21 protein-coding genes are annotated in these 25,651 nt (G+C 59.6%); 13 read left to right on the top strand and 8 right to left on the bottom strand.

Annotated features, from left to right (window positions below; translation table 11 throughout):
- Positions 1–31 precede the first annotated feature (31 nt).
- Together ABD884_RS05070 and ABD884_RS05065 are read right to left on the bottom strand one after the other, a co-directional pair.
- On the bottom strand, positions 32–1,591 hold the full coding sequence (locus tag ABD884_RS05070) for a DUF2142 domain-containing protein (RefSeq protein ID WP_345038865.1): 1,560 nt from the start codon (positions 1,589–1,591) through the stop codon (positions 32–34).
- Positions 1,584–2,093: a GtrA family protein gene (locus ABD884_RS05065; RefSeq protein WP_345038862.1), complete on the bottom strand. Its 510-nt coding sequence runs from the start codon at positions 2,091–2,093 to the stop codon at positions 1,584–1,586. The genes ABD884_RS05070 and ABD884_RS05065 overlap by 8 nt, the downstream gene beginning before the upstream one ends.
- A 489-nt stretch (positions 2,094–2,582) precedes the next feature.
- Between ABD884_RS05065 and ABD884_RS05060 the strand changes: the two genes are divergently transcribed.
- From ABD884_RS05060 to ABD884_RS05040, 5 genes are all read left to right on the top strand, one after another.
- A complete protein-coding gene (locus ABD884_RS05060) occupies positions 2,583–4,994 on the top strand; it encodes a polysaccharide deacetylase family protein (protein ID WP_345038853.1) in 2,412 nt (803 codons plus the stop codon).
- A 249-nt stretch (positions 4,995–5,243) separates the two neighbouring features.
- Complete coding sequence (locus ABD884_RS05055) at positions 5,244–5,567, top strand: hypothetical protein (protein ID WP_345038846.1); 324 nt, start codon at positions 5,244–5,246, stop codon at positions 5,565–5,567.
- A 52-nt stretch (positions 5,568–5,619) separates the two neighbouring features.
- On the top strand, positions 5,620–7,686 hold the full coding sequence (locus ABD884_RS05050) for a lysozyme (protein WP_345038842.1): 2,067 nt from the start codon (positions 5,620–5,622) through the stop codon (positions 7,684–7,686).
- Between the two features lie 88 nt (positions 7,687–7,774).
- The gene (locus ABD884_RS05045) at positions 7,775–8,839 is read left to right on the top strand and encodes a substrate-binding domain-containing protein (RefSeq protein ID WP_345038836.1); all 1,065 of its coding nucleotides are present in this window, start codon (positions 7,775–7,777) and stop codon (positions 8,837–8,839) included.
- Positions 8,836–10,512 (top strand): DUF2142 domain-containing protein, encoded by a 1,677-nt coding sequence (locus tag ABD884_RS05040; RefSeq protein WP_345038826.1) that lies wholly within the window; start codon positions 8,836–8,838, stop codon positions 10,510–10,512. The genes ABD884_RS05045 and ABD884_RS05040 overlap by 4 nt, the downstream gene beginning before the upstream one ends.
- A gap of 98 nt (positions 10,513–10,610) precedes the next feature.
- On the opposite strand, the gene ABD884_RS05035 is transcribed toward ABD884_RS05040, so the two are convergent.
- Genes ABD884_RS05035 through ABD884_RS05025 form a run of 3 tightly spaced genes read right to left on the bottom strand, consistent with a single transcriptional unit; the run spans position 10,611 to position 13,827 of the window.
- Entirely contained in the window at positions 10,611–12,020 is a 1,410-nt protein-coding gene (locus ABD884_RS05035; protein WP_345038820.1) for a sugar nucleotide-binding protein, read from the bottom strand.
- A 3-nt stretch (positions 12,021–12,023) separates the two neighbouring features.
- Positions 12,024–13,022 carry a dTDP-glucose 4,6-dehydratase gene (gene rfbB / locus ABD884_RS05030; protein WP_345038815.1) on the bottom strand — a complete coding sequence of 333 codons (999 nt, stop codon included), beginning with the start codon at positions 13,020–13,022 and terminating at the stop codon, positions 12,024–12,026.
- A 34-nt stretch (positions 13,023–13,056) separates the two neighbouring features.
- On the bottom strand, positions 13,057–13,827 hold the full coding sequence (locus ABD884_RS05025) for a glycosyltransferase (protein WP_345038811.1): 771 nt from the start codon (positions 13,825–13,827) through the stop codon (positions 13,057–13,059).
- Between the two features lie 117 nt (positions 13,828–13,944).
- Between ABD884_RS05025 and ABD884_RS05020 the strand changes: the two genes are divergently transcribed.
- The 8 genes from ABD884_RS05020 (at position 13,945) to ABD884_RS04985 (ending at position 22,000) form a co-directional block, all read left to right on the top strand.
- Entirely contained in the window at positions 13,945–15,183 is a 1,239-nt protein-coding gene (locus ABD884_RS05020; protein WP_345038802.1) for a polysaccharide biosynthesis protein, read from the top strand.
- A 10-nt stretch (positions 15,184–15,193) separates the two neighbouring features.
- A complete protein-coding gene (locus tag ABD884_RS05015) occupies positions 15,194–16,126 on the top strand; it encodes a glycosyltransferase (protein WP_028264827.1) in 933 nt (310 codons plus the stop codon).
- 14 nt (positions 16,127–16,140) lie between these two features.
- A complete protein-coding gene (locus ABD884_RS05010) occupies positions 16,141–16,893 on the top strand; it encodes a glycosyltransferase family 2 protein (RefSeq protein ID WP_345038789.1) in 753 nt (250 codons plus the stop codon).
- Positions 16,893–17,276, top strand: coding sequence for a DUF2304 domain-containing protein (locus ABD884_RS05005; RefSeq protein ID WP_028264829.1), 384 nt, complete (start codon positions 16,893–16,895; stop codon positions 17,274–17,276). Before ABD884_RS05010 ends, ABD884_RS05005 begins: the two co-directional genes overlap by 1 nt.
- Positions 17,277–17,284: 8 nt before the next feature.
- Positions 17,285–18,172: a glycosyltransferase family 2 protein gene (locus ABD884_RS05000; protein WP_345038779.1), complete on the top strand. Its 888-nt coding sequence runs from the start codon at positions 17,285–17,287 to the stop codon at positions 18,170–18,172.
- A 10-nt stretch (positions 18,173–18,182) separates the two neighbouring features.
- Positions 18,183–19,097, top strand: coding sequence for a glycosyltransferase (locus ABD884_RS04995; RefSeq protein ID WP_345038771.1), 915 nt, complete (start codon positions 18,183–18,185; stop codon positions 19,095–19,097).
- A 65-nt stretch (positions 19,098–19,162) separates the two neighbouring features.
- Positions 19,163–20,026 carry a glucose-1-phosphate thymidylyltransferase RfbA gene (gene rfbA, locus ABD884_RS04990; protein WP_345038765.1) on the top strand — a complete coding sequence of 288 codons (864 nt, stop codon included), beginning with the start codon at positions 19,163–19,165 and terminating at the stop codon, positions 20,024–20,026.
- 9 nt (positions 20,027–20,035) lie between these two features.
- Positions 20,036–22,000, top strand: coding sequence for a DUF6541 family protein (locus ABD884_RS04985; protein ID WP_345038759.1), 1,965 nt, complete (start codon positions 20,036–20,038; stop codon positions 21,998–22,000).
- A 38-nt stretch (positions 22,001–22,038) separates the two neighbouring features.
- Here ABD884_RS04985 and ABD884_RS04980 read toward each other — a convergent pair whose 3' ends face one another.
- The 3 genes from ABD884_RS04980 to ABD884_RS04970 are packed head-to-tail and all read right to left on the bottom strand — an operon-like array spanning position 22,039 to position 25,642.
- Positions 22,039–22,806, bottom strand: a complete 768-nt coding sequence (locus ABD884_RS04980) for an ABC transporter ATP-binding protein (RefSeq protein WP_345038753.1) — start codon at positions 22,804–22,806, stop codon at positions 22,039–22,041.
- Between the two features lies 1 nt (position 22,807).
- The gene (locus ABD884_RS04975; RefSeq protein ID WP_028264835.1) at positions 22,808–23,677 is read right to left on the bottom strand and encodes an ABC transporter permease; all 870 of its coding nucleotides are present in this window, start codon (positions 23,675–23,677) and stop codon (positions 22,808–22,810) included.
- Positions 23,678–25,642: a glycosyltransferase gene (locus ABD884_RS04970; RefSeq protein WP_345054559.1), complete on the bottom strand. Its 1,965-nt coding sequence runs from the start codon at positions 25,640–25,642 to the stop codon at positions 23,678–23,680.
- Positions 25,643–25,651: the final 9 nt, after the last annotated feature.

The following is a 25,651-nucleotide window of genomic DNA, read 5'->3' as shown; positions in this document are numbered from 1 at the left end:
CCTGTGGAAAACTACGAAAAAGGGCCTTTCCTTAGCCCTGCTCCGATTGTCCAATCGACAGCGTCAGGATGGTGTCTTCCTTCGCGCCCACAACGCTTCCGGACGTCAATACAAACGACCGCGGGAAGAGGCACCGGTAGCTCACGACCGCGCCGAGAACCAGAACCAGCAAGTATGAAATTGTCAGTACCTGCCACGTCATCGGAGGTTGCCAGAGCGGGTCGAACATCTCGGTCCAGTTCGTCCGTTCTTGTCCGACGGTGAAGCGTCGAAGTGTCGAGACGAAGGTGTAAAGGTGAACTCCCACCGCACCGGCCAAGACCCATCGCGCCAAGGAGTGCGCCCATGGGGACCTGGGAATTGGACGCCAGACCATAACTGCTCCGCATGCCAATAGCAGCAATACAAACGCTGCCAAGAGATAGCGTCCTTGCCAAATGTAGCCGAGCTGCTGGATCACTTGGGCTTGAAGTATCGGCGGCAAGATAAGCACCGCGACAAGCAAGACCCAGACAGCCGGTCGCCTTCGAAACGGCCGCGCAGTCAGGCCGCCTAGGATGACTGCGGCGAAACCGAAATGCCAGAAACTGAACACCGCCGCGGGGGCCGGGGTGTCCAGCCATCCCATTACGCCGATGTACCCGGAGGAATAGTCGAAGGTGCGGTCCAACATCGTGACAAATGCAGCGTCTGGAGTAACGTTGCTCGGCGTGCCCCCTAGACTGTCGAAACTGTTGGCCACCTTTAGCCAAGCGAGGCTCGCAGCACAACCGACACCGACCAGCCCGGCCATCGCCAATCCAAGACGGTTCCTTAAAACGGCACCGAAGGGCTTGATCCCATAAATCAAAACGGCTGCGGCGAAGGCAAGCGCGAGCCACAGTAAGGAAAGAGCGCGAGTGTTGGCCAATACCGCGCCGGAGACACCGACAAGAACGATATTAAGTCGGACGTTCTTGAGCCTGCGCCCGTTCTCCAAGACAACGCAGAGATTCGTAAACACTGCGGCGGTGGTAGCGATTTCAAGGGCATTCGGATTAATCGCACCGTTCAGGAAAAGCACCATAGGCGTCACTGCTACAAGGCAGGTTGCCACTGGCCAAAACCGTCGACGCAGGGATGCTGCGGCACCGATGGCTACTGCAAGGAACGCGCTACATATCAGGGCGCTGAGCGCACGCATCAGATAAATCGCCGGGGCCCCTCCCATGAGACGGGATGGCAATCCGATCATTGCGTAGTACATCGGGTTGTAATTGCCAGCACTGGTTTGCGCTTGGACAAGGTCTCGTGCGCTCGCGTCAATTGGCGGAGCGCAGGCGGGCGTTGACCCGGGATTGGTGCCGAAGCAAGCTTGCACACCAATCATCGCGATGTAGCGCGGAACCGTGACACTGGTCAGGTCACCCTGTTTGCCACCTGATATTCCCGTAAGTTCACCCCGTGCAACGGCTGCGGCCTTGATGGTGTGGGCCGGTTCATCCGGAACCGACATGAGCGGCGATGCAAATGCCCAGAGAAGGGACAGCGCGGCGAGGAGTGGGATCGCAATTAGTGAATACCTCAATGTTGAACCGCGAGCACTAGTCATTTGCAGACTCTTCCGAGGAAACAAGCACATCGGACGGGGCCGAGCCGAGCCCGCTGTAAGCTTCAACCGTGCCTGCCTTGAAAATCCAGTGCTTATAAAGCAGGAAGTTCCAGACCGTAGTTGCCACGGTGGCGATTACTTTCCCAATGGCGTAAGATACTCCAACAGCGGCGATCCCATTAACAATGAAATCGGTCGCCAGGAGGTTGACGACAACCAGTACTCCATACTTGAGGAAGCTCACATGGGCCCGGGTGCCGGACTGGAACGTGAACTTTCTTTGGGCAAAAAAATTGAAAACCAAGCTCGCAAGGAACGCAATTGGAGTTGCAATCCAGAGATCCACGCGGCCAAGCTCGTGCAGGAGGGTCAGGGTGCCCAGGTCAATCGCGAACGAAGCGGCCCCGACGGCAAGGAATTTGATCAGGTACCCGTTCCGGGCAAAACCGAAAAGGCCGCGAGCCCACTTGGCGAAGGCTTCCCCCACGATGCGAATTACCACCCTGCAGCTCAATGATCAGGGGCGTTGTTGCCCAAGACCTACAAAGTATAGACCAGTCGATGTCATGGCTCTTTCAGGAACCTCCCAGACGCCCGAGGCGAGTGTTCCTACTTGGATTCCGGGGCCCGAAAACGAGTGTTGACGTCCCATGTGGCCGCTCGTAGCGTCGTTACATCAGCTGTGCGTCACTGGCGGGAAACGGGCCAGATGACTTTGTTTATCGCGATTGATGCGCTGCCGTTTCAAACGAATGAATGCTTACGATGAGCACTGGCGCCTCCGAACTGTGCACGCTGAATCAGATATGGCAATGAAGGTCCCACCAGTCAGGTCGCAAGCGCGACGAACGGACTTGAGATGCAAAACAGGTGGATGGTGGCCTCCTGCAATGGGCGGGGGCTCCCATATGAAGACCAACAGACCCATCGGAAAGCGGCTGCCATAGGGGCCGCCATGCTTCTTTTGGCAACGCTATTTAATACGGCTGTTTTGGCCCAGCCAGCACAAGCTGCGGGTGCGCTTGTAGTCACATTGACATTTGATGACGCCAACGCTGATCAGGTAGCCGCGGCCAACTATCTGAATTCAAAAGGAATGATGGGGACGTTCTTCCTTCCCTCCGGCTACCTCAATGCTACCGATCCCAATGGTGGGCCGCCGCCATATATGACGACTGCCCAGGCACTCGCCCTCCAATCGGCAGGCAATGAGATTGCCGGGCATACAGTGACGCACCCTGATCTGGCCCAGATGGACGCGAATGAGGTGGCACGCCAGGTATGCAATGACCGCGTCAACCTGACCAACATGGGCTTCCGGGTCACGAACTTTGCCTACCCGTTTGCGTCTGCCACTCCAGCCGTCGAGCAAACAGTCGCCAACTGCGGCTACAACAGCGCACGTGGCCTCGGTGATCTGAAAAGCAAGGCTGCTCCAACTCTGACCGAGGTGGCTGAACCGCTGCCCGTTCCTGCCGCGGACCTCTATTTCACCAAGGCACCTGATGAGGTGGACAACACTTGGGCCGTCGCTGACATGCAGGCTGTTGTGACCCAGGCAGAGGCCGGTGGCGGATGGGTGCAATTGACGTTCCACCACTTCGACTCGACCACTGATCCTCTGAGTGTCACTACGGCGAATTTCCATTCTTACGTCGATTGGCTGGCGACTGAACAAACGGCCGGCAGGATCGTCGTCAAGACTGTGCGCCAAGTCATGGCGGCGCAGTTCCCTGACCCAAGCAATTCCGCACTGGACGTGAACAAGCCGCTCGTCAATGGACCGGCTGCGCCGCCACCGATCACAGTCGGAAACCTGCTCCAGAATCCAAGCCTGGAGACAGCCGGGCCTGTGGCATCCGGGCTTCCATACTGCTGGGCGATCGGCTCCTACGGCACGCAAACCTCCACCTTCACAAGCGTCTCTCCGGGTCACACCGGAAACGTTGCCGAACAAATGGTGACCACCGGCTACGTAGACGGCGACGCCAAGCTACTACCCACCCTCGACCTCGGCCAATGCGCTCCCAGCGCCACCCCCGGCCACACGTATCAGATGTCCGCTTGGTACAAGTCCACGGCCCCCACGCAATTCGAGTTGTACTACCGAACCGGGCTGGGCACGTGGACGTACTGGACGGCCAGTCCGAACTTCGTGGCAGCCACAGCGTGGACCCAGGCAACCTGGACGTCGCCAGCCGTCCCGGCAGGAGCCAGTGCCATCAGCTTGGGCCTCAACCTGCTGAGCAACGGAACCCTGGTGACCGACGACTATGGCTTATACGACTCCAGCGCAGTTCCCAGTGTCTTCAAATCGATGACACCGACCAGGATGCTCGACACCCGCAACAATCCCACGCCTGTCGGAGCTAACGGGACCGTCTCCTTCCAGGTCGGAGGCGTCAACGGCATTCCGGCGAACGTCACGGCAGTGACCTTCAACCTCACGGTGGCCGGTCCTACGTCCAACGGGTTCGTCACGGCCTACCCGTCCGGAAGCACCGCGCCTAATGCCTCAAACCTGAACTACGCTCCCGGACAGATCGTTCCAAACCTCGTGACAGTGCCGGTCGGGACAAGCGGACAGGTCAGCCTCCACAACACCTCGAACGGGACGGCTCAACTCATAGCCGACGTTTCCGGGTACTACGTCCCGGCCGCAACAAGCTCGCCCGGCGAATTCCAAGCGATGACGCCGAGCAGGTTCCTGGATACCCGGAACAGTGCAGCGGTGCCACCGGGTGGATCCGTCTCCTTCCAAGTGGGCGGCATCAGCGGCATCCCGGCAACGGTCTCAGCGGTGAGCTTCAACTTCACCGTCGCCGGGGCGAGCTCGTTCGGCTTCGCCACGGCATACGCCTCCGGCACAACACGGCCAAACGCCTCCAATCTGAACTTCGCCCAGGGCCAGATCGTGCCCAATAGCGTCACCGTGCCTGTAGGCGCAGACGGTAAGGTCACGCTCTACAACGGCTCACCGACAGGGGCTGCGCAATTTATCGCGGATGTGTCCGGCTACTATTTGGGCGGCGGGGCGGCAACGGTTTCGGGGGCCTTCCAGCCCATAACGCCTACCAGGTTCCTCGATACCCGCAACGGCACCCCGGTCGCGGCCAACGGTACGATGTCCTTTCAGGTCGGCGGCGTCAGCGGGGTTCCCGCAACGGTTGGTGGATTGACGTTCAACCTCACGGTCGCCAACCCGACGTCGAACGGGTTCGTCACGGCCTTCCCCGCCGGCACCGTGGTGCCAAATGCCTCGAACCTGAATTACGCACCCGGGCAGATCGTCCCGAACCTAGCAACGATACCGGTGGGGACAGGCGGCCAGGTCAGTCTCCACAACACCTCGAACGGGACGGCGCAACTCATCGCAGACGTGTCGGGATACTTCGTCCCGTGATCGCCTGAAGCTTTCCCGAGGCAGAAACATTTCCGCCCTGGTCCGCACTCGCGGACCAGGGCGGAAATGTTTTCACGTTCGACTGCAGCGCAAAGCCAGCAAGCCACAGAAATCCCATTGGCCACATTAGCATCATCTTGCACATCGGTGTTATGGTGGGCTTCAAATTCAGCCTTACAACTGCCAGCCGCCGGATGTCGCACGGCGGAAATGATCCGGTACCGCCCTATCGGGGGCCGGTAATCTCGTGTGGAGCGAAGCAATGAAGACCACTCAACAAAGAGCAGCCAACTCCACGTTCCGGGGACGCCGAGCCCAGGATGTTGCTTTGGCGGTGCTGTGTACCGCGGCCACCCTGCTGCTTTCTGCGACGACGGCGCTCGCGGCTACGGCAACTCCGGCACCCTCTCCTTCCGCATCATCCCCCACGGCGACTTCCGCGCCGACGCCGGCCCCTTCGCCCGGGGCGACCACCACCCCCACCGCTACCAGGCCGGGAACCGCCCCTCCGACGTCGTCCTCCTCCCAAAGCGTGACGCCCGCAACCCCGCCTTCCGCGACGAGCCAAAGTGATGAAGAGCGGCGGGCCGCAATGCGGAAAGCCGCGGGTCCCGGTGGCGCGCAAATGGGACAACGCTCCGCGCGCGTGCAAGGCCTGCTCACGGCGCAGAGTAGCTGGACGCCGCCCTTCGGCATCCAGGGCCTTGACGTCAGTTCCTACCAACCATCAGTCGACTGGCAGCAGCAATGGAACATGGGCGCGCGCTTCGCCTACGTCAAAGCGACCGAGGGGAACTACTACACAAGCCCGAGCTACGCCTCGCAGTACAACGGCTCGCGCAGCGTCGGGATGATCCGTGGCGCATACCATTTCGCGATCCCAAGCTGGTCCTCCGGCGCGGACCAAGCAAACTACTTCGTGCAAAACGGCGGCGGCTGGACCTCGGACGGCGCCACCATGCCACCAGTCCTCGACATCGAATACGCACCTTCCTACGTAGGCACCAACAGCTGCTACGGAATGTCGCCTTCTGCACTCATCACTTGGATCCACAACTTCGGCGATACTGTCCGCTCCCTCACCGGCCGATACCCCATGATCTATTCCACGACCGACTGGTGGCAGACGTGCACCGGCGACGCAACCGGGTTCAGCGACTACCCCCTCTGGATTGCCGCGTACACCACCAACACGGCAATCGGAACGCCATCGAACTGGCCAAGCTACAGCGTCTGGCAATACAGCAGCACCGGGCCGCTCAATGGTGACTCGAACGTCTGGAACGGTGACTATGCCTCCCTCCAACGGTTTGCGGGCAACCCGGCAAGGGGTTCCTTTGATTCGCTCTCGCTGGTCCGAGACACTACATCCGCCTATCTCAAGGTCACCGGCTGGTCGGTCGACCTCTCGCAGCCCTGGGTTTCGACTCCAGTCAATATCTCCGTGACAGATCCGAGCAACGCGACCGCTGCATATTCCTTCACGGCCAACACCTATAGGCCTGATGTTGACAACGCCTTTGGCTACGGACCAGCCCACGGCTTCGACAACAGTATCCAGATCACCAAATCCGGGACATACAAGGTGTGCGCCACGGCGGTCAGCGTCAACGGCAATGTCGATCTGGGTTGCAAGAGCTACCAGGCAGCGGGCGTCGAACCGCCGATCGGTTCCTTTGATTCGCTGACGCAAATCCGGACCCCAACCGAGGTTTCCCTTCGTTTGTCCGGCTGGGCAATCGATCGCGCCAACTCCACGACCGCTTCCTTCGCTGATGCGTACGTGACTGATCCCGGCGGTCAGACCACGGGGTACCGCATTACGGCCAACATCCCGAGACCGGATGTGGGAACCGCCACCGGATACGGCTCCAACCATGGCTTCGACAAGTCGATCAGTCTGAGCAAAGCCGGCAATTACCACGTATGCATGTACGCGATCGGGCAGTACTACAACACCGGGCTCGGCTGCAAAGACATCACCGTCGGTTCCAACCCGCCGCCCATGGGCTACTACGACTCGATCCGAGTCGACCAGACCCCGGGGTCCGCAAACGTAGTTGCAACTGGCTGGGCATTCGACCCAAGCAACCCCGCGGCCAGCATTCCTGTGCACGTCTATGTCCGAGCTCCGGACGGCAGCAACGTGGGAACGGCGTTCACGGCAAACCAAGCCAGGCCGGACCTGAACAATGTTTTCGGGATTGCGGGTGACCATGGCTTCAGCGCATCGCTCCCGGTCACCACCACCGGCACGTATACCGCCTGCGCCTACGCCATTCCCGTGGCCCCGCTCGCGTCCGGCAACACGTCGTTGGGCTGCATGAGCATCCAAGTCACAAACACGCCGATTCCTAACGGCTACCTTGATTCCGTGGGCGTTGCCACGGTGTCAACACAAGCAAATATCAAGGCCACCGGATGGACCTACGATCCGGCAGTGCCGGGCTCATCCACTCCGGTGCACGTCTACATCACTTATCCTGACGGAACCCGCCTGGGCTACGCCTTCAGTGCCAATCTTGCCCGGCCAGATGTCAACAGCGCCTTCAAGATCACCGGAAACCATGGCTACTCCACACAGGTTCCCATCACCCAGCGCGGCAGATACACGGTGTGCACGTACGGCATCGGAATAGCGCAGTTCAGTTCCGGGAACGCCTTACTCGGTTGCCAGGGGCTCACGTACTAGGCGGGGTTTGGTTCATTGCGAGGAGGTTGAGACGTTAGGGTTATCAAGACGCAAGTCTCAGCTATACCCGTAATCGAAAGGACCCCCGGTGCATCATCGGTCGATTCGCCGAGCGACAGGATGCCTCCTGTTCCTCGGCATCAGTTTGGCCGCTTGTGCCAGTCCCCCCGCTAAGCAGCAAGACATCCGCGGCGCGCTTACCGCCATTGGAAGTCCCATTCAAAGCGATCCGATCGGTGCTTGGGCAAGTGCCTGGCGGAAGACCAACCCAGCGACGTCGTTGAGCTACTCACCGGACGGCTCCGACGTCGGACTTAACGCGTTGGCAAACGGCCAGGCCTACTACGCTGCACTGGACGCCCCGTTGACGGCACAGCAGCAGGGCTCAACGAAAGCCGAATGCGGCCCCGGCGGCGCATTCAGCATCCCCACCTCGGTGACCTCAATCGGCGTCGTCTTCAACATGCCAAGCATCCGAAGCCTCAAGCTCAACCCGGACGTACTCGCGAAGATTTTTTCCGGCAATATCAATCGCTGGAATGATGGGGCAATCGCGGCGATCAACCCGGGAACCACGCTTCCGGACGCACCCATTGTGCCCGTGACGGCAAGCGCTCCTTCAGCTTTGACCTCCGCCAGCACGCGTTATCTCTCCCGTTCCGCCAACTGGTCCACAGGAGTGACCAGCAAGTGGACCAAGGTCCCGGCCGGCCAAGAGGTCAAGAACTTCAGCGACCTCGGGAAGATGGTTGACGATACCGCCGGCGGAATCGCCTTCATGGATTCAGCTTCGATTGGGTCCCGGTTCGATACAGCATTGTTGTCCTTCGGCGGCAGTTTCGTCAGGATGTCGAAAGACTCCGTGGCAGCAGCCGTCCAAGACGGTATGACTTCAACGGGAGAGACGGGAGTCGAATTCCGTCTTCCAGACAACACCGACCACGGCTATGCATTGGGGAACGTGAACTACCAGGCATTTTGTAGCAGCTACAAGAACGGGCAGATTGCGTCCCTTGTGAAGTCGTGGGCGCACTTTGTGGTGGGCGCGGACGGTCAGGTTTCCTCAACGTATTTCGCCGGAGTGGCCTCTCCCAGCGAACAATCTTTACAGGATGCTTCACTCCTGATTGACAAGATCGGGAGCTACAAATGATCAATCAACCAGCGACCAAGGGCCCCACTCGTCTCGGGGCTTCGGAACAAGAGCTCCGGCCTTCGGGACGGTTCCGGTCCCGCGGTCGAAATGTATCGCCTGCTACCAAGGCTGGCTTCGGATTCTTCATCCGGATCTTTGCACTGTTGGCCGCGCTGATTTCCTTATGGATCCTCGCCACACCCCTGATGGCCTATCCCGATGAGCCGGCTCACACGATCAAGGCGGCAGCCGTGGCGCGGGGCCAGTTCTTCCCGGCGCCCGGCGAATCTTATGGCAACGGCATCCACGTCCAGGTTCCGTCCTATATTGCCAACATTGATTCCCAGCGCTGCTTTGCATTTCTCAAGGCGCAACCCGCGGGTTGCGCACCTGATATCCCGGTCGATGACACTTACACCACCATCGGCGTGACATCAGCGGGCTTGTATAACCCCCTCTACTATTGGTTCGTCGGACTCCCCAGCCTGTTCATGTCCGGAGCTCCAGCAATCTTTGCCATGCGGATCGTCAGTGGACTCATGTCCGCAGCTTTCTACGCCGCCGGTTTCACCGCATTGTCCAGGCTCCGCCATCCCAAGTGGCCCATGGTCGCAGCCGCAGTGGCCACGACGCCCATGGTCTTCTTTCTGGCTACCGGAGTCAATCCAAACTCGCTCGAAGTCGCAGCATCGATGGCGGCGTTCTGCGGCTTGGTCTCTGTCCTTGAGAACTCAAGGAAGCTCCACCTTGCTCGTCCCGGCATCCTGGCAGTCGGAGTTTCAGCCGCGACGTTGGCCAATACAAGGAATGTCTCCTTGTTGTGGCTACTTTGCGGAGCGATTGTGGCTTGCCTCTTCTTCCGGGGAGCCGACATCGTCGCGATTTTCCGCAACCGCCTCTTGCTCATCGTTGCGGGGCTGTCCGCAATCGGAGTGGCTCTGGGGGTTATTTGGAACTTCGTCATGTTGGCGGCGCCCCCGTCTGCCGGCGAAGCACCTGCCGGTATATCCAACGCTGTCGAGGGTCTCCGTCCCTCCAACGCCTTTGTGACGATGCTTGACCGGTCCTTCGATTTCGTGAATCAGTACATCGGCGTTGCGGGATGGCTTGACGCTCCTGTGCCCCAAGCCGTCCTGATGTTCTGGAATATGCTGCTCATTGCCCTCCTGTTGATGGTCTTCCTGATGCGCCCCGCACGATTGCAATTAGGTTTCTGGGCGGCCATTGGGATGCTAGCCGTGGTTCCGGCTTTGGTTCAGGCCGCCCTAGTCACGAGCAGCGGGTTTATTTGGCAGGGTCGGTACAGCCTGCCGTTGTTCGCCATCGCGGTCATTTCGGCCGGGCTGGCGTTGCGCTTCCGTAAATTCCAAGCCAATCTCACCAGTCGGACGCTGACGAAGATCCTGCTTTGGGCTGCGTGTGTCGCCCACGTTTACGGTTTCGTGTACATCTTGCGACGCTACGTCGTGGGCATACCGGATTTCGCGAACTGGCTGGTGATGTTCACAAAGCCGGATTGGCAGCCGCCTCTCTCTTGGGAGGTTCTCACGTTGCTTTTCGCAATTGCGCTGGTGTTTGCGGCTTCCAAGCTTTATCACTTCCTGTACCCTGGGCTGCCTTTCCTCCCGGCCCCCGTCAGCCGCGCGCTGCACTGGGCGGCACGCCGCCAGTCAAGCGACGCAGCCAAGTAAGCAGGCCATCGGGAAACGCCAACCGGCACGGAAAAGCCAAACAATAAAGGTCTGGCCAGGCAACGCCTGGCCAGACCTTTATTGTTTGGTCGTATCAACTAACCCCGAAGGTACGCAGCTAGTCTGTCCGCGCTGCTGGCCGGAACGAATCCGGCATCCTTGATCTTGCCCAAATCGAGAGTGCTCCTCAGCGGACGCGGCGCCGCGGCTTTGCCGGAGAAGTACTGTTCGGTGCTTACTCCTGTGACGTCGGCCGCCGATGCGCCGCACAGTGCGTAGACCTCTCCAGCGATCTCCGCCCATGACTGCGGTTCGCCATCGTTGCTGATGTTGTATATGCCATAGGGAGCGTTCGAATCCAGGAGGTGCTTGATTCCTGCCGCAATATCTTCCGTGAAGGTAAGCCGCCCGATCTGGTCGTTGACGACGCTCGGCTTGACTCCGCGGTTCGCGAGGGAGGCCATGGTCCGGACGAAGTTATTCCCTTCGCCGATCACCCAACTAGTACGTACGATGTAATGCCGAGGAACCACGCTGGCGACCGCGTCACCGGCGGCCTTGGTCTGGCCGTAAACTCCCAACGGAGTGAACGGTTCGTCCTCACTGTGCGTCTCGCTGGTGCCGTCAAAGACGTAGTCCGAAGAAATGTGGACCAAGGTCACATCAAACTCGACAGCTGTCCTTGCCAGCCGGGTGACTGCAGCGACGTTCGCTTCCCAGGCAGCTTTCCTGCCGTCGGCGCTTTCAGCTGCATCGACGGCTGTGTAGGCGGCCGCGTTGATGATCGTCGAGTAGTTCCTCCAGTTGCGTCCCCCGAATGATTCTTCCTTGGACAGGTCAAAGTCGGCACGCCCGACAAACTCCGCGGTAGCGTCGCCTTCGTACAGTTCCCGCAAGGCCTTGCCAAGCTGGCCGTTGGCCCCAACCACGAGGATCTTCTTGGCCGGCATCGGTGCCACATCAGCCAGGCGCGGATGCGCCTTGTCCTTGTCCGAGAGCTCCGCTTGGTCCAACGGCACCGGCCAGGCAATGGCCGCGGTTTCGTCGGCGAGGTTCAAGAAGGTGTATTGGCTCTGGGCGTCGGCCGACCAATGGTCGTTGACGAGGTAAGTGTAAGCCGTGTTGTCCTCGAGCGTTTGGAACGCGTTGCCCACGCCGCGGGGAATGAAGATTGCCTGACTGGGATCGAGTTCCGCGGTAAAGACCGCACCGAACGACGGCCCCTCCCTGAGGTCGACCCAAGCGCCGAATATCCGGCCTGTGGCTACCGAGATAAACTTGTCCCAAGGCTCGGCGTGGATGCCCCGCGTTGTTCCGGCCTTCTCATTAAACGAGATGTTGTTCTGCACCGGACGGAAATCCGGCAAGCCGAGTGCCACCATCTTTTCACGCTGCCAGTTTTCCTTGAACCAGCCGCGGTTGTCGCCGTGGACAGGCAGGTCGTAGAGCACGACGCCGGGAATCGGAGTTTGGTGCGCGGCAAGTGGTTTCGAGAATTCGAGCGTCATCGCTTACTGGCCCTGTTCCTTGTAGCGCGCTTCGGTTGCGGCCTTTTGAGGACGCCACCACGACTCGTTGTCGCGGTACCACTTGATCGTGTCCTCGATACCGGCGTCAAAATTCGAGAACTGCGGCTCCCAACCGAGTTCGTCACGCAGTTTGCTGGAGTCGATCGCATAGCGCAGGTCGTGTCCAGGGCGATCCACCACATGGTCGTAGGCATCTCGGGGCTGGCCGGCATGCTCGAGGATGAGCTCGACAACTTCCTTGTTGTTCTTCTCGCCGTCGGCCCCGATCAGGTATGTCTCGCCGATCCGGCCTCTGTCGATGATGGCCAGCACGGCCGAGGAGTGGTCGTTCGCGTGGATCCAGTCCCGGACATTTTCGCCCTTGCCGTACAGCTTTGGCCGGGTGCCGTCGATGACGTTGGTGATCTGCCGCGGAATGAACTTCTCGACGTGCTGGTAGGGACCGTAGTTATTGGAGCAATTGCTGATGGTGGCCCGCAGTCCGAAGGAACGGACCCAGGCCCGAACAAGCAGGTCGGATCCAGCCTTTGTGGAGGAATACGGGCTGGACGGGTTGTAGGGCGTGTTCTCGGTGAAGCGCTGCGGGTCCCCAAGTTCCAGGTCCCCGTAAACCTCGTCGGTAGAGATGTGGTGGAAGCGCTTGTCATGCTTGCGGGCCGCTTCGATCAGCGTGTAGGTCCCAATGATGTTGGTGTCGAGGAACGGCCGGGGGTCATGCAGGGAATTGTCGTTGTGGGATTCTGCGGCGTAGTGAACTACCACATCGCAGTCTGCGACGAGGCGTTCGACGAGCTCGGCATCGGCAATATCACCCTGGACGAAGTGGAACCGGTCTTCCGGTAGGCCGTTCAGCGATTCCCGATTGCCCGCGTACGTGAGCTTGTCGAGGACCGTGACTTGGTTGTCGGTTTTCTCGAGGACGTAGTGGACAAAGTTCGAACCGATGAAACCGGCGCCGCCGGTGACCAGAAGTTTCTGCATGGCACCAGCCTACCGAACGGCGCGCTTCGCTCGCTTACGCGGCAAGCGCTCGGTCAGCCCCGCGTACCCTGCGGACTGCTTCGAACACCAAGCGGAGGATCATGAACCGTGCTTTCACGATTCGTGACAGCGATCTCCACCCGGCCGGTGTTTGGTTCTCGTCATGCAGGCGCCGAAGGATGATCGAATCATCCAAATGACGGATCGATTGCGCAACATTGCCGCAGATGGCAAGCCAAAGATCATGGGACTCATGGACGTAGCCGGGAATCGGCACAAAGTAGCTCAGCGCGTCCCGGCGGATCCCCATCGCGCATCCATAGTAGGCGCGGTAACCAATCAGGATTGCGAACAAGTTGGCGAGGTGCCTCGTCGAGTCCGACGCCCGAAGGCGTGGGATCCACGGGCGCGGTCCTCCACCGAGGACATCGAAGTTCCCGGCAACAACCTTGTGGTCCTCCAGCGCCGTCAACATGAGTTCCACCCGACCCGGGATCCATACGTCGTCTTGGTCGGAAAGCATGATGAACTCGCCCCGGCTCAAGCCCACCGCCTGCTCAAAGGTCCGTACATACCCTTTATTGACTGACGATGCGACGAAGCGGATCCGCGGATCCGTGATCCTCTTGACCACGGCAGCCGTGTCATCCGGCGAGGCGTCGTCCACAACTACCAATTCATCGTTGGGTCCAAGGTCCCGGAGGATGGAGTCAATCTGCTCTTCGATATAGCGGGATCCCTTGTAGGCCGCAAGGCAGACACTCACACGGATTGCTTGACCCTCCGGTGTCGTCGAATCGTTCATGCAGTCCACTCTAGGCGAGTTGGCTGGGTAGGTCGGGCGGCCGCGGCCACCCGGGGGGCGGGGCGTAATCGCGTATCATCGAAAGGTCACGCAATCGAGCAATAGGACCCACAAGTAATGAAACCCGTGTTGCTTCGACTCGCTGGCTTCACGCTGCTCCCCCTGCTCACGTTGGTTCTGCCATTCCTTTTGCTGCCCGTTATTTCCCGGGTCGCAGGCGCGCCAGGTTGGTCGAGCATTACCTCCGGCCAGGCAATCGGAGTGTTCGCCGCTACGATTATCCTGTGGAGCTGGAACATCTCGGGGCCTGTGTCCGTCGCCCGGAGCCGGGAGCCACACGACCGCGCGTCGATCTATTCAAAAAGCATGCGGACGCGAATCGTCATTGGCGTTCTGGTCCTCCCCATTATGAGCATCATCGCCGCCTTCGTGGCACACGATGGTTACCGCCTCGACGCGGTCACTATGGCGTGGTCCACCGCCCTGACGGGATTCTCGCCGGCTTGGTACGGCATCGGGACCGGTCAGCCGCGAATCCTTGCGCTTTACGACACAATCCCCCGTTTTTGCGGAGCGTTACTCAGCGTGCCCTTGATTATCGCCACGGGCCAGATTTGGATTTACGGCGTCTTGGCTGTTCTCGCGACCATTACAGCCTCCGTGGCATTCCAGTTGCGATTCGGGGAACCCGGGACCTGGTTCCCTCGACGTCCGGCAAACGTCGTCCGCGAAATCCTTCCCGAAGCGGGAACGGCCGCAATCAACTTTGCCGGTAGTGCTTATGCCTCCTCCCCCGTCCCGATTGCGACTGCGACCGTCCCCTTGGCGACCGCCACCGCCGGTTTTGCCTCCGCCGACAGCATCTACCGCTTCGGGCTATTCAGCGTTGTGGCCGTCGGAAACACCTTCCAAAGTTGGACGCTTGAGGGCAAGCCGGAAGGCGCACGACGGCGGCACGAAGTTGCGCTCGTGACCCACCTCGTCCTCGGGGCGGCCGGGGCCCTCGGACTCGGTTTCCTGGGGCCCTGGGCTTCCGGGATCCTGTTCGGCGATCCAGTCAAGGCAGACTCCTTGACGTCTGCGTTCTACGGGCTTTCCTTCTTTTTCCTCTCGGCTTCCACTCCCCTGATCAGGAACCTTCTCATTCCCGCCGGTCACCAGAAGACCGTCCTCTTGTGGACCGGACTGTCGGCGTCGATCGGCGTCGCGTTCATGGTCGTAGCAGGCTTGGGGTCGAATGTCCCTGGTGTTGCCCTTGGTATGGCACTCAGCGAAGCGCTGCTCTTCTTCGGTCTTCTAGTTCCGGCGTCCAGGCTGCTGCCTGCCAAAGCGCAAGCTATAAGTCTGGACAGGTAGGATCATCTCCGTGATTGAAAGTCCACAACGACGAACGGCAGCTGTGATCGCCGCGTTCAACCCCGACAACGAGCTGCTCACCAACGCTGAATCGATCGCAGCGCAAGTCGACGAACTCATTGTCGTCGATGATTGCAGCACGTCGTCGGCAGCCGAATCGATCTTTGATGACCTTGCCGCGACCGGAGTAAAGGTACTGCGGCTGGGAAGCAACTCCGGCATTGCGGCCGCGCTGAACCGCGGTATCAAAGAACTGGAATCGTCCACGCGCCCGGATTTTGTACTGACATTCGATCAAGACTCCCTGCCGGTCCGGGAATACGTCGCGAACGCGCTCGCCACATACGACCGCGCGGCGTCCGTGGGGAAAAAAGTGGGTTTCGTGAGCGCTGAGACATTCAGCGGGCATCGAGTTCCGGTTCTCGGAGCCTCCAACGGAGTGTCAGAGGCTTTCGACCCCATGCAGTCCGGTTTCTTCATACCGCTTTCCACTTTGGCCCATGTCGGAAACTTCGAGGCCGGCTTTTTCATCGACTGCGTGGATTCCGAGTTCACCGCGCGGGTGAGGGCCGCTGGCTATAGCATCGTCATTGGATCTGGCTGCGAAGTCAGGCACCGTCTCGGAGCGCGCCTACCCGCAAAGGTGTTTGGATGGCCACTCCGACTCCGTGGTAAAGATCTGTCCTTCAACTATTACTCACCGTTCCGGATGTACTACATCATGCGTAACGGGACCACTCTTGCCCGCAGGTACTGGCGCAGCAACCCAGCGTGGGTCCTCCGCCGCATGGTGGAGGACGCGAAAGCACAGCTTCTCCGCTTCGCATTCAGCCCGGATAGGCGTTCTCTAGCGATCGCCGCTTGGGAGGGGGTCGTCGATTCGTGCCGCGGAAGGCAGGGCCGTATCAATCAGGATCTCCTCAACCGCATCCAGCCAAGATGACATACAGGAGAACAATGGAAATTCATGACTCAACTCGGGTCCTCGTCATCATGCCAGCGTGGAATGAAGCTGAGTCCGTCGGCGACACGGTGCGGGAAGTGCTGGGCGTCGGAGGTCCCTACGATGTGCTGGTCGTCAACGATGGATCCACGGACGACACCGCGGCGCTGGCCGCCGAAGCCGGAGCAACGGTGCTGAACCTCCCCTTCAACTTGGGCGTCGGAGGCGCCATGCGCGCTGGTTTCAAGTACGCCAAGCGGCTGGGCTATCGACAGGTGATCCAAGTAGACGCCGATGGCCAACATGACCCCCGGAATATCGGCGAAGTCCTCGCGGGGCTGGAGCATGCCGACATTTCAATTGGTGCCCGATTCGCAGAAAAGGGCGAGTACATAGTAAGCGGCCCTCGAAAATGGGCAATGCAATTTCTTGCAAAGGTGATCTCCGGCCTGGCAAAAACACGCCTTACGGATGTGACGTCCGGATTCCGGGCTGCCAACGATCGCGCCATCAGCCAGTATCTGGACCACTATCCCGCAGAGTACCTCGGCGACACTATCGACTCCCTCGTCGTAGCCATCCGTTCGGGATGCAAAGTGACGCAGATTCCCGTGGCGATGCGCCCTCGGCAGGGCGGAACCCCCAGCCACAACCCTGCGAAAGCCGCAGTTTATCTCGGCCGTTCCACCTTCGCGCTGCTCTTCGCACTGACCCGTAAGCGGTCCACCATTCCATCTGTATCATCGTCGGCCCAGGAGGCTTCCTGATGGGAAATCTGGCTGCTTTCCTCCTCGCCTTGGCGATCGTGGGGATCGTTTTCGAAATGCTCCGGCGCAAGAAGCTCCGTGAGAAGTACGCCGCGCTTTGGCTCGTCGTCGGCATTGGAACCTTGGTCCTTGCGGCGTTCCCGCGCTTGCTGACCATCGTTGCCGAACTCGTTGGCGTGCAGCTGCCATCGAATCTGCTGTTCATCATCAGCATCCTGCTGCTGCTGGGAGTCTGTTTGCACCTCTCTTGGGAAATCTCCGTGGTCGAAGATGAAACCCGGACGTTGGCGGAAGAAGTTGCGATCATGCGCGCCCTCCTCGAGCAACTGCAGACCGCCGAAACCGCGGAGGACGACACTTCCACACCCTCCGGCCCGAAGTAAGGAACCGAATGGCCCTGGACATCTTCATCCCGTATTGGGGGGATCCTGACTTCATGCGGCAGGCAGTCGACAGCGTACTCGGCCAGGATTCGGACGATTGGCTTCTGACTGTTGTGGACGACGCCTATCCAGGTGATGAGGTCCGCAGATATCTGGAAGAAATCAACGACCCCCGGATTCGCTATATCCGCAAAGAAACCAACCAAGGCATCACCGAGAACTTCCGCACTTGTGTGTCGCTGGCAACGCAAGACGCGCTTGTCGTCATGGGTTGCGACGACGTCCTTCTGCCGAACTTCGTAGACGTCGCCCTTCGCGCGTACCGGGATTTTCCGAACGCCTGGATCATCCAGCCTGGCGTGGAAGTGATCAATGAAACCGGGGAGTCCACCCGGCCGATCGTTGATCTCGTGAAGCAACACGTGGTCAAACCCCACGGATCCAAATCCAGGATGCTCAGTGGCGAGAAGCTTGCGGTAAGCCTCCTTCATGGCGACTGGCTCTACTGGCCGTCCTTGGTTTTCCGTCGAGACAAGATTCACGACTTCGATTTTCGCGATGGTCTTCACGTGATTCAGGATCTCGGCTTGATCATCGATATGGTCTTGGCTGGAGCAGAGCTCCTCATCGAACCAGAGGTATGCTTCGCGTACAGAAGACACACCGGTAGTGCCTCCGCCAGCAAATTGCTTGATGGGTCCCGGTTCGCTGGGGAGCGCGGATACTTCGAACTTGCCGCTGAGCTCTGCATGATCAAGGGTTGGCGAAAGGCATCCAGGGCCGCGAACTTGCGCCTCACCTCCCGGGCCCATGCCTTCCTCCTCCTGCCCGCTGCGGCGCAGCACGGCAGCCCCGCAGCCGTGCGCTCCCTCCTTCGGCATACTCTTGGAAAATAGGGAAATCGACTTGCAACCCGATATTGAACCGCCGGTGCTGCTGACAAAGGTTGCAGCTGTTGTCACAGCCTTTCGTCCTACCTCGCAATTGATCGAAAGCGTCTCGTCCCTGCGTCGGCAACTGGCCACCGTGGTGGTAGTAGATGATGGCGGAGGTCCGGGTTTCGACCAGATCTTCGACGCCGCCGCAGACGCCGGCGCCATGGTGCTGCGGCTCGAAAAGAATTCCGGAATCGCTTCAGCTTTGAACGCCGGCATCGACTTGGCGCGCACAAAAGCGGTGGAATACATCATCACGGTTGACCAAGATTCGCTCCTGAGCGCGGAATATGTCCGCCGCCTGGTAGACGCCGCTGACTCTGCAGCCGCCGCGGGTGTTACTCCCGGCCTCGTATCGCCCGCACGAATCCATGGCAATCCCGTCAAGACGGCCGGGTCAAAATCGGGAGTCCCGCTAGGACGGGAGCCCATTCAATCCGGATTGCTGATTCCAGTTTCCACCCTGGATATAATCGGCAACTTCTGGGACGGGCTGTTCATTGACCTGGTGGATACCGAATACTACTTCCGCGCGCTTGATGCTGGGCTGCCGACGGTCCTTGCAGATGCAGAATTCGAGCATTCGCTCGGATCCTTTGTCGATGCAAATATATGGGGCAGGGACATTAGATACCAGAATCGGGCATTGAAAGTACGCATTGCAGCTTCCTGGCGCTATTACTACATATTCCGAAACAGGATTCTCGTCGGCCGCCGATACGCGAAAGTTCACCCGGTATGGATTATCGGCGGCTTGTTGCTGGACCTGAGGCATCTCCTGTTCGTCACCGTCCTGGCACCGGGGCGCAGTGCACGGCTCAGCTCAGCGTTGAGAGGGCTTGTCGACGGCGTCCGCGGCCGCAGCGGAAAGGGCCACAGCAGCTAAGCTCCGTCCCGCGCCAACGGCCGCTGGTTTTGCCGGGGACTCCCCGGTAAGGGATGATGTAGATCATGCGTGGAATCATTCTTGCCGGTGGCACCGGCTCTCGTCTGCACCCGATTACTCACGGCATCAGCAAGCAACTGGTCCCGGTATATGACAAGCCGATGATCTACTACCCGCTTTCCACTCTCATCCTGGCGGGCATCCGCGATGTCTTGGTGATCACCACCCCGCATGATGCCGAACAATTCCAACGGCTTCTCGGCGATGGTTCCCAATTCGGTATCAACATTTCCTATGTCCAGCAGCCTTCGCCCGACGGCCTTGCGCAAGCATTCATCCTGGGCGAGCAGCACATTGGAAACGAGACTGTGGCGCTTGTCCTCGGTGACAACATCTTCTACGGCCAAGGGATGGGCACGCAACTTCGGAAACATGCAGACATCGAGGGCGGCGCAGTCTTCGGCTATTGGGTAAAAGATCCCAAAGCGTATGGTGTGGTCGAATTCAATGAAGCCGGCAAGGCTATTTCCTTGGAAGAAAAACCCAGCCACCCCAAATCACACTATGCGGTTCCTGGGCTCTATTTCTACGACAACGACGTCGTTGATATCGCGAAGAACCTTACGCCGTCAGCTCGCGGCGAGCTGGAAATCACCGACGTCAACCGGAAGTACCTCGAGGCGGGGAAGCTCCACGTTGAGATCCTTCCACGAGGCACAGCCTGGCTCGATACCGGGACCTTTGACGACCTCAATGACGCCTCCAACTTCATCCGTACGGTGGAAAACCGCCAGGGCCTCAAGATCGGCGCTCCCGAGGAAATCGCTTGGCGCCAAGGTTTCCTTTCGGACGACGAACTGCGCGAGCGCGCCGAGCCGCTGATCAAGAGCGGCTACGGAGCGTATCTCCACGGCTTGCTCGAAGGTTAGCCTCGGCCTGTGTGGTGGTCTGTCCTCCCGCAATTGATCGGTGCTGTCCTTTTATTGCTTGCTCCCGGCTTCCTTGTAGCGTGGGGTTTGCGCTATCGGGGCTTCGACGCGCTGGCGCTCTCCCCTGCGCTGTCGATAGGCGTGATCGTCATCGCTTCGACGGTGAGCCCCTTCTTGCATGTGAGGTTCAACCTCCTTCCGGTCGCTGTCGTGGCCGTAGTGCTCGGCGGGATCGCGTGGTTCGTTTCCCGGTCCCGTCCGCGCGCCGGAACGGTGCCGGGGTCCGGACTTTGGCGGAGCGCGGCACCATTTGTTGCCGGGCTTCTTGCATTCGTAGTGATTGGCGCCAGGGTCATGCAGGCCATCGGCGCCCCGGAACATTTTTCCCAAACCTACGACGCCGTCTTTCACCTTAACTCCGTCAAATACGCCCTTGATACCGGGAACGCCTCGTCCCTGACGATCGGCGACATGACCGGTGGGGGTTTTTATCCTGCGGGCTGGAACGCGGTTGCAACGTTGGTCGCGTCCACCTTTGGGCTGGACGTACCCACCGCTGTAAACCTTACGAGCATCATCCTGGGTGCAGTGTTTTGGCCGCTGGGCTGCCTCTTGGCAGCTAGGTGGACCATAGGCCGGTCTGCCGAGGTTGCTCTTGCGGTGGGCGTAGCATGCGCTTCGCTTGGCGCATTCCCGCTCCTGATGATGGACTTCGGCGTCTTGTACCCCAATCTGCTGTCGATTAGCCTCCTGCCGAGTTCGATTGCCCTTGCCGCTGCAATTTTGCGGGTGTCCCCGGACTGGGTTCCGCGGGACCTTCCGGCGGTCCTCGCACTCTTGTTGAGCCTTGCGGGGCTGGTTGTTGCGCATCCCACCACCTTCATGGCGTGGCTGACGTGGACTGCCCCGATGGTGGGGTTCCTTTCATGGAAGACCATCAAGCTCCGGAAACGGAATTTGCTGCGGATTTGGCATCCCAGGTTCACGGTCCCCCTGATCAGCTATTGCGTGGCTTTCGTTATTCTTTGGGCCTTCCTCCGGCCGCCGCCGGACGCATCATTCTGGGGCCCCTACCATACGGCCCCGCAAGCCCTGGGCGAGGCGATTGTCTTCTCGCCCTTGGACTTGCCAGCCGCCTGGTTGGTGGCACCGCTTGCACTACTGGGCCTGTGGGCAGCCGCGCGGCAGCTTCGGTACAGGTGGCTCGCCGCGGTTTTCCTGATCTTCACTGGCCTCTTCGTCGTGGTTTCAGGGTTCCCGATTTCCAGAATACGGAGCATTCTGACCGGCGTTTGGTACAACGACAGCTACCGCATCGCGGCCCTGTTGCCTCTGGTCGCCGTCTTGCTTGCTGCCGTGGGGGTCGAGTGGATCTGCCACAACCCATACATACGGCAATGGTTCAAGCGGGTACTTCTTCGAAGCGACTCACGGACCCTCCCTTCCGGTCTCCGGACCGCCCTTCAACACGGCGCGGCCTTGGTCCTCGTCGCACTTGCCGTGCTCCTTGGGCAAGTGGGCGGAGTCAACAAGGAAGTTGCGCTAGCATCATCGAAATACGCTTTGACGCCGAACTCACCCTTGGTTTCGAGCGATGAACTGCATCTGATCCAGAGATTGCCGGCCGACATTCCCCAGAATGCGATCTTGCTCGGGAACCCGTATACCGGGGCTTCCCTTTCCTACGCCCTCGGCGACCGTCGCTCCGCCCAGCTCCACATTCTCAGCTACGTCTCGCCCGATCTCCAGGAAATCTACGATCGTTTGGGAAACGTCACCGGCGACCCGGATGTTTGCAGGGCGGTCCGTGGAGAGCACTCCTACTACGTCATGGACTTCGGCCTCACCGAAGTCCATGGCGGAAACCATACGCCAGCCGGCCTCCTGCACCTGGATCAAAACCCCGGAGTCAAGCTAGTAGACAGCCAGGGCCCTGCCAAGCTGTACAAAATCACGGCTTGCGGAGACAACTAGGCCCCGCACGGCTGGCACCGCGCGGAGCGCCAGCCCAATCACTCTGTGGCGGCCGATCGCCGTCGAAGCTCCTTCACCACAGCGTGCACTTCGCCGTCCATGATGATCTGACCGTGTTCCAAGAGCACTCCCCTTTTGCACACGGAAGCGACCAGGTCCAGGTCGTGGCTCACCACGAAGAGCGTTTTTCCTGCGTCCGCCAGTTCATTGATTTTGAGGATGCACTTGCGCTGGAACGGTTCGTCCCCGACTGCCAGGATTTCGTCAATGAGGAACACCTCAGGGTCGGTGTGGACTGCAATCGAGAAGGCCAGCTTCAAGTACATACCGGAGGAATAGAACTTGACCTCTGTATCGATGAACTCGCCGATTTCAGAGAACTCGACGATCGAATCGAACATCTTATCGATCTGGTTCTGGCTCATGCCCAGGATTGCGCCGTTGAGGTACACGTTGTCCCTGCCGCTGAGGTCGTGATGGAATCCCGCTCCGACCTCAATGAGACCGGCCACCCTCCCCCGCGTATGAACGGTACCCTCATCTGGCTGAAGCACGCCTGAAATGAGCTTCAAAAGGGTTGATTTTCCTGAACCGTTTAGTCCAAGCAATGCCACGGTTTCGCCCTGCTCGACATCAAGCGAAACGTCTTTCAGCGCATCGAACTTTTTGGAAAGATCCCCTTTGCGCCCGGTCAGCAACCATACAATCGCTTCCTTCATGCTGCGGGTATGGCGGAGCACAAACTTCTTCCGCAAGTTCCGACAGGTAATGGCGACGCTGTCGGGGACTCCCGTGGGTACGGACATGTCAAAGCTCCTGGGCAAAATGTACTGATAGCTTCATGAAGACGAGCTGTCCAATCACGAGGACGAGTGCAGCCACGCCAAAGGCAGCTGGGAACCAGACGGCGAGCAAGTCCGGCGGCATGGAAATCGATCCCGACTGCGCGGCGCTCAGCGTCGGTGACCAAAAGGCCCAGTGGAAGATTTCGACGGCGACAGTCACGGGATTCAGCTGGTACAAAAAGAACCAGGGACCCATGACACGCTGAACCATCGGCCACACGTAGAGGACGGGCGAGGCCCACGTGACGATCATGAGGATCATGTCGACGATGTTCTCGGAATCCCGGAAGTACACATTCGCAGCGCCAAACAACAAGCCGAGGCCGGTGGCAAGAATCGCTGTCAGGACGAAGGCTCCAACAACAGCAAGAAGTTGCCAAATTGCGGGACTCCAACCGCTCAATAAACAAGCGCCGACCAAGACCACTACTTGTGGAAGCAGGTGGGCTGCAGAAACCCAGATCGTGGAGACCGGGAACAGCTCCCTGGGTAGGTAGATCTTCCGGATGAGGTCCCTGTTGTCGACGATGGAGCGCGTGGCGTTGCCTAGCGATTCCGTGAAGAAATTGACCAGCACAATTCCTGCAAACAGGTAGATCGCGTAGTTGGGGGTTCCCCGCTGCATGTCGAGGAACACCCCGAGCGCCACGAAGTAGATCAAGAACTGCATCAACGGCTTAACGTAGGACCACAGGAGTCCCAGAACAGAGCCACGGTAGCGGATCTTGATTTCCTTGCGCACCAGCAGTTGTAACAAAAACTTGTGCTTATAGACGTCAATGATGCCGCGACCACGACCCGGTTGGACCAACTCGGTCACGGGCTGTGTCATCTAGTGACCCTTCTCGTCGGCCAAGCCAAATGTCTTCTTCCAAGCCTCCATCGAAGTGATCTCCGGCAGTGCCCTACGGTACTGCTCCGAGAGTTCCTCCCAGTGGCGGTAAAGTTTGGCGTGTTGTCTTCCTGCTTCCGCGAGCATGGACCTGAGCTTCTCAGGGTCGCGTTTGTACCAGGATGCCGCAGTGCCGTCGGCATTCGAGACGACGACACTGTCATAGTGCGCCAAGCGGAACCATCTGTTGTCGCGATGGGCCAGGAAGCCCTGGGGTCGTTCCGCGGATTCCGCCGCCGGCTTCTTCACCAATTGTCGGGCAACCGTGGTGACCCCCCATTTGACGAGGTCCTTCTTGTTCGGAAGTCCAATGGGCTTGAGCCCGGAGGGTCCACGTCCCAATGCCGGGGCCGGGAAGTCATCCACGTTCTCGCGCATCTCTGCATCGGGGTAGTCGGACTTGAGCGCATTGATCTCGCCGAGCTTTGTGGCGATATTGCGATGCAGGTGCTCGGGACCGAGAAAGAGGTCCTCCAAAGCATCGAGCCGCGAATGTTCGGTGAAGTACTGCATGGAAACCAAGTGCTTGACGTCCGATTGGAACGACTCCCGGATAACCCGTCCCCCCTTCTTATAGGGGCTGTAGATGAGCGTCGTAATCAAGCGGTTCCTGCCATGGAAATAGGCTTGCCAGCCAACCAGGTCGTCCTTGTCGATCCAGGAGACATGCCAGACGGCGGCGCCGGGGAGGGAAACCGTGGCAAAGCCGGCTTCACGAGCTCGGAGTCCGTACTCGGCGTCGTCCCACTTGATAAAGAGCGGAAGGGACAGCCCGATCTCACGGATGATCTCAGTCGGGATCATGCACAGCCACCAACCGTTGTAGTCGACGTCGACCCGTCGGTGCAGCCACGGCGTCTGCCGAAGGTTCGCGACGCTGAAGTCGTGCCTCATCTCCATGTCCGCGTGGGGCATTGCGGGCACGAATCGATATGGATCCACCACTTCACCGAAGGTGTGAAGCACGCTTCGGCTGTAGAGATCGAACATGTGGCCACCCACGATGGTCGGCTTGCGGCAGTGATCCGAGAAAACCAGCAGGCGCGCAATGCTCTCTGGTTCGATGACGACGTCATCATCCAACAGGAGTGCGTAGTCACTGCCGTTCTCCACGGCTTCGTACATGCCGCGCGAGAAGCCGCCCGAGCCGCCGAGATTGGCCTGGTCGATGATCCGCAGTTTGTCACCGAGCACTGACTTTATGTCCGCAAAGCCTGGCTGCTCGGCAACCTTTTGGGTTCCTTGGTCAACGATGAGGATTTCCTGGACGTGCTCCAGGACCTCGGGATTTTCGGCGAGGATCCTGGCGTTATTCAGGCAGAAGCCCGGCTTGTTCATGGTGGTGATCTCCAGGGTCACCCTGCCGGAGGCGCGCTCGGGCGCTGTTCCCTGCCATTCCGCTGCATCGAGCGTCAGTTCTTCACGGCTAGAGGCGAGATCGAACCAGTACCACCCGCCGTCCCCGAAGGGTTTGAGGGACAGCTCGAATTCGGTGACAGCAGTGCCTTGGACGCGTGCGCCATCAACGCGTTGGAGGGTACCCCGCGCGTTCGACTTATAGACAGTGACGGTGCCGTGGCCCGTGGTCCGGACGACGAGGCGGATCGATTGCAGATCCGTCCAGCGCCGCCAATAGCTTGCAGGAAAGGCATTGAAGTACGTTCCGAAGGAAAGCTGCTCTCCCGCGCGGAGCCTGACGGAACTCCGGGAGAGGACGTCTTCGAAATGGACCTCTTCGCTGCCCGAACTAACGAAGTGAAGTTTCTCCTCGGTCGACTTCGGATTCCTTGCGAATTCGTCGTTCTCGCGCAGGCGGATACCGTTTGCCGGGCCGGCGTCGACGTACAACGCCGTCGTGTCTAGCTGGTCATCAGCTGGCAGAATAACCCGCTGCAACACCTGCATCCTGGTTCC

Source organism: Arthrobacter methylotrophus, assembly GCF_039539965.1.
In the GTDB taxonomy this organism is placed as follows: domain Bacteria; phylum Actinomycetota; class Actinomycetes; order Actinomycetales; family Micrococcaceae; genus Arthrobacter; species Arthrobacter methylotrophus.
This window is presented reverse-complemented; position numbering and strand designations above follow the sequence as displayed.

What these genes read in the sequence shown, in the direction of transcription:
- ABD884_RS05070 (WP_345038865.1), bottom strand. Translation starts at nt 1,591, where the DNA reads ATGACTAGTGCTCGCGGTTCAACATTGAGGTATTCACTAATTGCGATC.
- ABD884_RS05050 (WP_345038842.1), top strand. Translation starts at nt 5,620, where the DNA reads ATGGGACAACGCTCCGCGCGCGTGCAAGGCCTGCTCACGGCGCAGAGT.
- ABD884_RS05040 (WP_345038826.1), top strand. Translation starts at nt 8,836, where the DNA reads ATGATCAATCAACCAGCGACCAAGGGCCCCACTCGTCTCGGGGCTTCG.
- ABD884_RS05035 (WP_345038820.1), bottom strand. Translation starts at nt 12,020, where the DNA reads ATGACGCTCGAATTCTCGAAACCACTTGCCGCGCACCAAACTCCGATT.
- rfbB (WP_345038815.1), bottom strand. Translation starts at nt 13,022, where the DNA reads ATGCAGAAACTTCTGGTCACCGGCGGCGCCGGTTTCATCGGTTCGAAC.
- ABD884_RS05025 (WP_345038811.1), bottom strand. Translation starts at nt 13,827, where the DNA reads ATGAACGATTCGACGACACCGGAGGGTCAAGCAATCCGTGTGAGTGTC.
- ABD884_RS05020 (WP_345038802.1), top strand. Translation starts at nt 13,945, where the DNA reads ATGAAACCCGTGTTGCTTCGACTCGCTGGCTTCACGCTGCTCCCCCTG.
- ABD884_RS05010 (WP_345038789.1), top strand. Translation starts at nt 16,141, where the DNA reads ATGGAAATTCATGACTCAACTCGGGTCCTCGTCATCATGCCAGCGTGG.
- ABD884_RS05005 (WP_028264829.1), top strand. Translation starts at nt 16,893, where the DNA reads ATGGGAAATCTGGCTGCTTTCCTCCTCGCCTTGGCGATCGTGGGGATC.
- ABD884_RS05000 (WP_345038779.1), top strand. Translation starts at nt 17,285, where the DNA reads ATGGCCCTGGACATCTTCATCCCGTATTGGGGGGATCCTGACTTCATG.
- rfbA (WP_345038765.1), top strand. Translation starts at nt 19,163, where the DNA reads ATGCGTGGAATCATTCTTGCCGGTGGCACCGGCTCTCGTCTGCACCCG.
- ABD884_RS04980 (WP_345038753.1), bottom strand. Translation starts at nt 22,806, where the DNA reads ATGTCCGTACCCACGGGAGTCCCCGACAGCGTCGCCATTACCTGTCGG.
- ABD884_RS04975 (WP_028264835.1), bottom strand. Translation starts at nt 23,677, where the DNA reads ATGACACAGCCCGTGACCGAGTTGGTCCAACCGGGTCGTGGTCGCGGC.
- ABD884_RS04970 (WP_345054559.1), bottom strand. Translation starts at nt 25,642, where the DNA reads ATGCAGGTGTTGCAGCGGGTTATTCTGCCAGCTGATGACCAGCTAGAC.